This window comes from Mycobacterium sp. E2462, assembly GCF_001672685.1.
GTDB lineage: Bacteria > Actinomycetota > Actinomycetes > Mycobacteriales > Mycobacteriaceae > Mycobacterium.
In genome coordinates, this window is the sequence record NZ_LZKC01000321.1 from 38573 (window position 1) to 48495 (window position 9923).

The 9923-nt window shown below is 68.2% G+C and carries 6 protein-coding genes and 1 pseudogene; 3 read left to right on the top strand and 4 right to left on the bottom strand.

Annotated elements, in window-relative coordinates; genetic code table 11:
• Window positions 1-254: 254 nt before the first annotated feature.
• Window positions 255-2021 carry an NAD-binding protein gene (locus A5714_RS16675; protein WP_068286898.1) on the bottom strand — a complete coding sequence of 589 codons (1767 nt, stop codon included), beginning with the start codon at window positions 2019-2021 and terminating at the stop codon, window positions 255-257.
• 611 nt (window positions 2022-2632) lie between these two features.
• On the opposite strand from A5714_RS16675, the pseudogene A5714_RS16680 reads away from it, so the two are divergent.
• The 3 genes and pseudogenes from A5714_RS16680 to A5714_RS16690 form a co-directional block, all read left to right on the top strand.
• Window positions 2633-4552, top strand: a pseudogene (locus tag A5714_RS16680) (APC family permease); the annotation flags it as partial.
• A gap of 58 nt (window positions 4553-4610) precedes the next feature.
• A complete protein-coding gene (locus tag A5714_RS16685; RefSeq protein ID WP_068286900.1) occupies window positions 4611-6614 on the top strand; it encodes an APC family permease in 2004 nt (667 codons plus the stop codon).
• A gap of 66 nt (window positions 6615-6680) precedes the next feature.
• The gene (locus tag A5714_RS16690; protein WP_068286902.1) at window positions 6681-7145 is read left to right on the top strand and encodes an SRPBCC family protein; all 465 of its coding nucleotides are present in this window, start codon (window positions 6681-6683) and stop codon (window positions 7143-7145) included.
• A 2-nt stretch (window positions 7146-7147) separates the two neighbouring features.
• Here the strand turns inward: A5714_RS16690 and A5714_RS16695 are convergent, their stop codons facing one another.
• The 3 genes from A5714_RS16695 to A5714_RS16705 all read right to left on the bottom strand — a co-directional run.
• Window positions 7148-7921 (bottom strand): SDR family NAD(P)-dependent oxidoreductase, encoded by a 774-nt coding sequence (locus tag A5714_RS16695; RefSeq protein ID WP_068286904.1) that lies wholly within the window; start codon window positions 7919-7921, stop codon window positions 7148-7150.
• A gap of 1 nt (window position 7922) precedes the next feature.
• Window positions 7923-9530 carry an AMP-binding protein gene (locus A5714_RS16700; protein WP_068073920.1) on the bottom strand — a complete coding sequence of 536 codons (1608 nt, stop codon included), beginning with the start codon at window positions 9528-9530 and terminating at the stop codon, window positions 7923-7925.
• On the bottom strand, window positions 9530-9923 hold a 394-nt coding region (locus A5714_RS16705; RefSeq protein ID WP_156747352.1), incomplete at its 5' end, for a UTRA domain-containing protein. The genes A5714_RS16705 and A5714_RS16700, both read right to left, overlap by 1 nt.

A 9923-nucleotide genomic window follows, 5' to 3' on the forward strand; every position in this document is an offset into this window, starting at 1 on the left:
ACGGCCGCCCGCGGACAACGGCGTGGCGGCTCGGGGCCGGGTACGAGTCGACGGCGCCCCGCGAGGAGCTGCGGGCGTCCGGTGTCTCGATCTGCACTGGGGCAGCGAGCATGGGCTTCCCTCTCGGTGTCTGCTGCGCGGCTGCGACTGGGTCGCGGCCGCATCTGTGACCGGTCTGCGTCAGGACGCGTTGCGCCCCAACGCCTTACAACGAGCTTGGTTCTGGTTGCATCGAGAACCTCACGGTTGACCGCTCACGTGATCAGCCTGAGGTTCATTTGTTGGTCCGTTGCTTCGTCGTCGGTGGCGGGCTGAGGCTGGAAGTGCTGACCCTTGCGCAAGGTGGCCAACAACTCTCGGTACGGGCCGACCAGGTACACGGTGTCACCGGCGGTGAGCCGGGCGTCGCGGCGCGGGTGCAGCAGCACCGGGGCGTCCTCCCGGGTGATCGCGATGACGCGGGTGTGGGTGGACAGCTCGAACATCTGCAGCCCGTCGAGTTCGCTGCCGGCCTGCACGTGCATCCCGCCGACCAGGAAGGACCGGTTGCCCACCGAGAACGTGCCCAGCACCTGCAGGCCCAGTGCCGCGCCGACGAAGCGCGGTGCGGCCAACTCGACGGTGGAGCGGACGTTTTCGAACCCGAACCGCTGCGCCACCGCGGCGCCCAGCTCGTGGTCGTACACCCGCAGCACCAGCGGCATTTTCGCCCACCGGTCGCCGGTCGACTCGAGCCGGGAGGCCAGCATCTCGCGCACCACGATCCCGGTCTCGATGTTGATCATGTCGTCGCGCGTGAGGACCGCGACCGCCCGCGCGGTGTCCACGCGGGCGGCCTCCAGCGTCTGGCGCAGGGTGGCGTCCCCAAAGATCACCGGGACGTCGAGCGTCGACGTGTTCGGCAGGAACCGGTTGCCTTGGTCGCGCTCGATGACGGCGACGTCGTATCCGGCCAGCGTGAGGTCCGTGACCACGCGAATTCCCAACGCGCTCAGCCCGACCACGATGATGTGGTTGCGCAGGTGGCGCGCCCGCGGCCGTCCGTACGACCAGACAAAGCGGCGCGAGAGCAGCACATCGGCGATGAACGCGACCAGCAAGGCTGTGGTCGTCACCCCGGCCAGCATCAGCACGGCCGCGTAGATCCGCAGCCAGGTGGGCTGGCTGGCGAAGCTGAAGTCGCCGTAACCGGTGGTAGTGATTGTCTCGTTGGTGAAGTAAAAGGCGTCCACCCACGACATGCCCGGGTGGCCATACGCGAAGTGCAGCAACGTCGTTGAGCCGATGACCAATGCGATCAGCGCGACGATCAACGGGAAGAACGCGGGGTTGAGTTCCTGCGGCAACGTCCGCGCCGCGTCGAGCGCCCGGCGGAGCCGGGGCCGCCGCGTGCGTATCCGGGCGGCCCGCGGCGCGCGAAAGCCGCACGAGGCCGCCTCCTCGACGGTGCCGATCATCGCCGTCCAGTCACCTGCGGCGACGACGTAATCCCTTCCCGGGCAGGGGATGACCTGACCGGGGGCGGCCGAGTTGGGGCCGTGCACGACGGCCACCGGCGCCAGGTCGCCGTAGATGTCGCGCAGGCTGGCGTCTCGGGGCGCCTCGGTGCCGAACATGACGAAGTCGAGGCCCGCGGCCTCGAAGGGGTGCGTGGTGCGCGCCAAGCACGCCTCGACGACACCCTGTCCGGCGAGGTTGGCGACGTCGAAGATCGCGCTGGGTCCGTCGTCGACGGAGATCGCCTCGCGCAGCACATCATTGGCGACCCGCGCCACGATCCGAATGTCCGGGTTGGCCTTGCGGGCCAGCAATGCGATCTCCAGGTTGGTGGCGTCGTCGTCACCGGCGCACACCACCGCGACCGCTTGCGCGATGCCGGCGCGTTCCAGCTCGGTCTTCACCCTGGCTCCGGCCAGGTCGCTGCCCAGGACCCGGGCCACGCTGGCGCCGGCTCTGCGCAGCTCCTCGATGACCGTCATGGCCAGCGCATCGTCACCGCTGACAATGACTCGCTGACTCATGAGAGAGGATCCCTTCGCGGACAATTGCAGGTACGCCTCTGCCTCGGCGAAGGGAACCGATCTCACGGCATCCTCGGGTCTCGTTCGGGGCGAAGGCGTTCACCTGGTCGGGGCGACGGTCGAATTGCCGCCCCGGCATTTGGGGTTTTGACGATATTAACAGCCGGTGAATCCGCCTGAGCCGAATTCGGCCGACGTTTGTCCAACTGTGCTTGTAGCAACCACGTCCGGTAGCGGCCCGGTTTGGTACTTAACGCATTGCCGGGCAACGCATTTCAGCTCCCCGGCCGGTGTCTCACAGCAACTTGTGCTGATTGTGAGAGCCGATGCGCAGCCGAGTGGTCGATCTCACAGAACCTGTCGAAAAACTGTGAGGGTTGCGACTGATACCTGGAAAAAACCGCACCTCTTGTTAACAAAATGCGGTTTTGTGTTACTGCCGAATAACAAACTGGGGATGTGCTGACAAGTTTGCTGCCAATTGTCTGTGGATCTTATACCCAGTGGCGCTTTCGCGTTGTGTCGACGGGCAGGCGGACCGAGCATGGAGCCGCTAGGCTGCGACGGTCGTGACTTCTACCGCGGGAGGAAAGTGCTCCGTGACAACGTCTTTGGCTGACGGGCGCCATGAATGGTCCTCGTTCTCCGACGTCTGCAAGCGCGGTTTCCTCGGAAAACCGTTGATCAACAACCAACTTCAGCACGAGCGACTGTCCAACCCCGTCGCGCTGGGAGTGTTGTCGCCGGACGCGATCTCGTCGACCGCGTACGGGTCCGAGCAGATCATGATCGAGCTGCTGCCGGCGGCGGGGATGGCCGCCTTCGCGCTGCTGCTGCCCATCACGGGCGTCATCTTGCTCATCCTAGTCTTGGTGGCGGCGTCGTACCGCCAAGTCGTCATGACCTACACCCGCTCCGGCGGGTCGTATGTGGTGGCGCGGGAGAACTTCGGCCCGCGGGTGGCACAGGTCGCGGCCGCCGCGCTGCTGATCGACTATGTCGTGACCGTGGCGGTGCAGTGCGCGGCCGGGACGGTCGCGGTGGTCTCCGCTATTCCGTCGCTGGGTCCCTACAGCCTGGAGATCACCGTCGGGGTCGTCCTACTGATGTGCATCGCGAACCTGCGCGGGCTGCGCGAGGCCGGGGTTGGCTTCGCGCTGCCGACCTACGCCTTCGTCGGCATGGTGTCCCTGGTGATCTGCGTCGGCGTCGGCCGTGAATTCTTCGGCGGATTGCCCACTTACGACCCGGAGCACGCCGCGGGTGCGGTCGCGGTTCACCACGGCAACGGCCTCATCATGGGCGCCACGGTGCTGATCGTGTTGCGCGCGTTCGCCAATGGGGGCTCGTCACTCACGGGCGTCGAAGCGATCTCGAACACCGTCAACAGCCTGCGCAAACCCGAGGGGCCCAACGCGCGCAAGGTCATGACCATCATGGCGTGCATCCTCGCGTTCCTGCTGGCCGGCGTGGCCTGGCTGGCGCACGTCACCCACGCGTTCCCGTACGAAGACGGCTACCCGTCGATGCTGTCGGAGATCGCGCGCGCGGTGTTCGGCCAGGGGCCGGTGGGCAACGTTCTCTACTTCATGGTGCAGGCCTCCACCGCGGCGATCCTCTACACGGGCGGCAACACCAGCTTCAACGGGTTTCCCGCGCTGGCCAGCTTCGTCGCCGAGGACCGGTTCCTGCCCCGCCCGCTGATGAAGCGGGGCCATCGGCTGGTGTTCTCCAACGGCATCATCGCGCTGACGGTCCTGTCGGTCGCCTTGCTGGTCATCACGGGCGGGTCGGTCGACGCGCTGGTCCCGTTCTACGCCATCGGCGTCTTCACCGGCTTCTCGATGGCCGGTTACGGCATGACCAAGTACCACCTGACGCACCGGGGCCCCGGCTGGCGCCGCAAGCTGACGATCAATCTCTCGGCGGGCATTCTGTCGACGGTCGTGGTGGCCATCTTCGCGATCGCCAAGTTCACCGAGGGGGCCTGGCTGATCGTGGTCGTGTTCCCGATTCTGGTGCTGGCCCTGATGAGGCTGAACGCGCAATATCGCGCCGAGGCGTCGGTGCTCGAAATGTCGCGCACCGAGCGGCCGGAACTGGGGCGCTACACGCGACACCGGGTGTTCCTCTTCGTCGACAGCATCGATCTGGCCGAGGTGGAGGCGCTGCGCTACGGCAACGGCCTCCACGCCGACGACCTCACGGCGGTGCACTTCGTCCTGGACGCCGCCCGTTCCTCGTTGCTCCAGACCTATTGGGAGCGCTTCCAGCACGACACGCCATTGCGCCTGGTGGAGTGCCCGGACCGGCACCTGAGCCGGGCGGCGCACGAGTTGCTGTTCAAGGAGCTCGAAGAGCATCCGGACACCAGGGTGACGGTGCTGCTGCCGCGGCGGTCGTATTCACCGTTGGTGGGCCGGTTGTTGCACGACCGCACGGCGGACAAGATCGCCGCTGCGATCAGCCGCATCCCTGGCGCGGCCGCGCAGATCGTGCCCTACGACATCGAATCCCGCATCGCGGCGGCTGCCCGGTGAGCTGACGCCCCGGGGAACTACGCGTGCAGCACCAGAGAAAGCGAGCGTTGTGACGACATCGGCCGGAGTTCTGCCTCCGTCAATCCCGGACAGGTGTAAGCGGCTCTTCCTCGGTCAGCCCCTGACCACCGATCAGCTGGAAGCCGAGCGGCTGCCGAACAAGATTGCGCTGGGCGCGCTTTCGCCCGACGCGATCTCCTCGACGGCGTACGGCACCGAGCAGATCATGATCGAGCTGCTGCCGGCCGCCGGGATGTCGGCGTTCACGCTGCTGCTGCCGATCACCGGCGTCATCCTGGTCATCCTGGCGCTGGTGACGGTGTCCTACCGGCAGGTGGTCATGCGCTACGCGCGATCGGGCGGCTCCTACACCGTGGCGCGGGACAACTTCGGTCCCCGGGTGGCGCAGATCGCCGCGGCGGCGTTGCTGATCGACTACGTGGTCACCGTCGCCGTGCAGCCCGCGGCCGCCACCGTCGCCGTGGTGTCGGCGATCCCGGCCCTGCGGCCCTACCACCTGGAGATCACCCTGGCGTCGGTGGTCCTCATCTGCCTGATGAACCTGCGCGGGCTGCGCCGCTCGGGCCGGATGTTCGCGATCACGACGTACGCCTTCGTCGCCATGATCCTGGTGACGATCGTGACCGGGTTCGTGCGCGAAATGATCTCGGGCCTACCGAAATACGATCCGCAGCACATCGTCGGGGCCGTCCCGATCCACCAGGGCAACGGCCTGCTGATGGGCGCGACCGTCCTGATCGTCCTGCGCGCCTTCGCCAACGGCGGCACATCGCTGACCGGTGTCGAGGCGATCTCCAACACCGTCAGCCTGTTCCGCAAGCCCGAGGGCGTCAACGCCCGCAAGGTGCTCACGGTGATGGCCTGCATCCTCGGGTTCCTGCTGGCGGGCGTGGCCTGGCTGGCGCACGTCACCCACGCCACCCCGTACCTCGACGAGTACCCCTCGATGCTGTCCGAGATCACGCGGGCGGTCTACGGTCACGGGGTGCTCGGCAACGCCCTCTATTTCATGGTGCAGGCGGCCACCGCGGCCATTCTGTTCACGGGCTGCAACACCAGCTTCAACGGCTTCCCGTCGTTGGCGAATTTCGTTGCCGAGGACCGGTTTCTGCCGCGCCCGCTGACCAAGCGGGGCCACCGCCTGGTGTTCTCCAACGGCATCCTGCTGCTGACGGCGCTGGCCTTGGTGCTGCTGCTCGTCACCGAGGCCAAGGTGAGCGCGCTGGTGCCTTTCTTCGCGATCGGCGTGTTCACCGCGTTCTCGATGGCCGGCTACGGCATGGCCAAACACCACCTGACCAACCGCGGTAAGCGCTGGCGGCTCAACATGATCGCCAACCTAGCCACCGGCCTCATGTCAACGGTCGTCGTGGGCATCTTCGTGGTGGCGAAGTTCACCGAGGGCGCCTGGCTGATCGTGATCATCTTCCCGCTGCTGGTGTTGATCTTGATGCGGCTCAACCACAAGTACCGCGCCGAGGCCTCGGTCCTGGAGACGACGCTCGAAGAGCATTTCGACGTTAGCCGCCACCCGCGGCTACGGGTGCTGGTGTTCGTCGACCACGTGGACCTCGCCGAGATCGAGGCGCTGCGCTACGGCAACGGCTTGCACGCCGAGGATCTGGCCGCGGTGCACTTCGTGATCGATCAGGACCACGCCGACCGGCTCGAGCAACGGTGGGAACACTTCGAACACCACACGCCGCTGCGGATGATCGACTGCCCGGACCGGCACCTCTCCCGCGCCGCGCACGAGTTGGTGTGCCAAGTGCTGCAGGAACATCCGGACAGCAGGCTGACGGTGCTGCTGCCGCGCCGCACCTATTCGCCACTGCTCGGTCGGCTGCTGCACGACCGGACGGCCGACAGGATGGCCCGGGCCGTCAGCCGGATCCCCGGCGCGACCGCCATCATCGTGCCCTACGACATCGAATCCCGGATCGCGCGGATCGCCCCCGTTGACATCTCGCTGCGCCACCACGCCGAGCCCACGGGCGGCAAGGTCAGGATCCCCAGCCCGGTCGGCGACTGACCCGGTAGCAACGGACCGCGGTGAGCCGCGGCCCCAGCGGGCCGACGCCCGGGTCACAATAATGCGATGAGTTGGTGGCTCGCGCAGTCCGAGCACACGTTGACCCAGCGGGTGCCGGCCCGACCGGAGGAGGTCCGCGACTTCTACGTGGACCTGGACAGCCTGGCGCTGTTACACCCGCTGATCGTCTCCGTGGAAACCTTGGCGCGCAGTAGAACTGATGACGGTTACCTGCACAGCTATCGCGTGCGGGACCGTATTGCACTGGGGCCGTTGACCGTCGGGATCACCTACCGCGCCCGGCTGCGCGTGCCGGCGGTGTGTGACGTGCGGACCGAGGCGGATCAGTTCCCGGGCGTGCGCCTGCGCGGAACGGTCCGCTTCGAGCCGGACCCGGCGGGCGCGCGGGTGACCGAACGGATCCAGATCGCCGCGCCGCGGCCGCTGGCCGGGGTCACGGCGCGGCAGGCGGTCAAGGCGCACCGCGAGATGTTGGCCGGGCTGGCCGCCCGCTTCGCGGGCCGGTCCTGATCTCAGGGGCTGCGCCACTGCGAGGACAGCGCCAGCTCGGACAGGTATTTCGTCGTGCTCCAGCCGCCGTCGACGACGATCGTCTGCCCGTTGATGAAGGCGCCGCCGGGCGAACACAGGAAGGCGACGGTGCTCGCGACGTCGTCGACGGTGCCCAGCCGCTGGTGCGGCGTCATCTCGGTGTTGATGCGGCGAAACCGCTGATCCTGCAGGCGATGCTCGGTCATCGGCGTCTGGATCACGCCGGGCGCGACGGCGTTGCACCGGATTCCCTGCGCCCCGTATTGGCAGGCGATGTGGGTGGTGAGCGCGGTCAGGCCGCCCTTGGCCGCCGAGTAGGCGCCGCCGCGCAGCCCGCCCACCACCGCGAATGTCGACGTGACGTTGATAATCGCCGAGCCCGGTTGCAGGTGCGGGAGGACCTCGCGGATGAGCCGGAATGGGGCACGCAGCATGAGCCCGAGGAAGTGGTCCAGCGATTCGTCGTCGGTCTCGTGCACCGGCTTGGGGCTGCCGATCCCGGCGATGTTCACCAGGAAATCGATGCGCCCCCACCGGTCCACGGCCGCCGCGACCAGGCGCCGGGGCGCGTCGTCCTCGGTCAGGTCCAGGGCGACGGTGGCGATCCGCTCGGCATCACCGATGCGCTTTGCGAGCGCCGCCAGCTTGTCGTGGCTGCGTCCCGTCGCCAGCACCGCCATGCCCATCCCGGCGAGCTTGGCGGCGCAGCCCGAACCGATCCCGCCGCTGGCCCCCGTCACGACCGCTACCTGCATGTCACCGCTGTGCTTCCATGAGCGCCGCCTTGATCCGATGTTTGAGTATTTTGCCCGCGTCATTCTTCGGCAGGACGTCCCAGACGACCACCTGCTCCGGGGCTTTGAACCGCGCGACGCCGCACCGTTGCAGGAAGTCGCGCAGCCCGGCGACGTCCAGGCCGGACGGAGGTGCCGCCGGAGCGGGCACGACGACGGCGCAGGCCCGCTCCCCGGTGCGCGGGTCGGGCAGGCCGACGACCGCGACCTCCGCGACGCCGGGATGCCCGGCCAGGACGTCCTCGACCTCCTTGGGTGAGATGTTCTCGCCGTTGCGGATGATGAGGTCCTTGGCGCGTCCCGTGACCACGAGGTAGTCGCCGTCGATCCAGCGCGCCAGGTCCCCGGTACGGAAGTAACCCTCGTCGTCGAAGCAGCCGTCCTCGTCGTCGGCGTGGTGGTAGCCGACGAGCATCTGCGGCCCGCGCGCGCAGATCTCACCGTCGACCAGCTTGACCTGCGCCACGCCCACGCGACCGTCGGTGTCGGCCGCGTGCTCGACGCACCCGAGCGACCCCACCGTCGTCACCGGTACCTCGGTGGACCCGTACACGCGGGTGACCACCGCCGCCTCGAAATACGTGGTCGCCCTGCGGATCAGCGTGGCTGGCACCGAAGCGCCGCCGCAGACGAACAGCTTCAACCGCGGCAGCCGGGTGCCGGCGCGCCCGGCGGCGGCCATCAGCTGCACCAGAAACGGTGTCGCTCCGGCCATGTGCGTACAGCGTTCGCCGTCCATCAGGCGGACCGCGTCGTCGGCGTCCCAGCGTTCCATCAGCACGGCGGTGCTGCCCAGCAGCAGCGGGCATTCGAACGCGTAGATGGAACCGCCGATGTGCGCGATCGGCGAGGCCACCAGGAAGCCGTCACCGGGCTCGACGCGCCAGTGCTGCCGCAGTTGCCGGATCAACGCATGGATTGAATTATGGCTGTGCAGAACCCCTTTGGGACGCCCCGTGGTGCCCGACGTGTAGAGGATCATGCGGACCGCGTCGGCGTCGAGTTCCGGCAGGACCCCTCCAACCGCGCCCCGGTGCACCAGCTCGGCAAACGACGTGCCGTGGGCGTCGGCGCCGGCCCGCACGAGGACGACCTCGGGCGGGGTCGCCAGGTGCGCGGTCACCCGGTCCAGCATGGCGGCGTAGTCGTGGCCGGCAAACCGGGAGGGCGCGAACACGATTCGGCTGGCGGCGTCTTCGAGGAGGAAGCGCAATTCCCGGTCGCGCAGCGACGGCAGGATGGGGTTAGCCACCATGCCCGCCAGCGTCGCGGCCAGGTAGATCACCGCGGCCTCGTGCCAGTTCGGCAGCATGAACGACACCACGCTGCCCGGGGGATGGCGCGACGACAGCGCGTGGGCCAGGGACAGCGCCTGGCGGTGCAGGGTCGCACAGTCGAGCCGGACGGCACCGTCGACGATGACGACCCGCTCGGGCGTGGTGGCGGCGGCCTCTTGCAACGAGTCGGTGAGCGTGCGGCGGGTCCACCAGCCGCGCGCGTAGGCGTCGGCGGCGCGGGCGTCGTCCCAGCGGACGCGACGGCCCCCGATCAGCCTGGTGGACGGGCCCATCAGCCGCGGACGCGGCGCATCGTCATCGAATGACGGAAACGCGACGCGGGATGGGTGTTGACGGTGACCTGGGCGACCTGCCCGTCGGAGGTGGTGTACGTGCGTTGCACCTGCAGCGCCGGCGCACCGGGCTCGACGCCGAGCCCGGCGGCCAGCGCCGGGGCGATCAGCACCGCCGCGACCTCCTGCCGGACCTCGACGACGCTCAGGCCGAACAGGTCCTCGATGAGCGGAAAGATGGGGCCCTCGTGGCGCTGCAACAGCCGCCCGACCCCCGCGAAGGCACGGTTGATGTGGTACTCGGTGCGGCACAGGGCGGCCTGCGAATCGTCGCCTTTGGGTCGGCGGAACCCGCGGACGGTCAACCACTGCTCGTCGCCGGCCAGGCCGGTC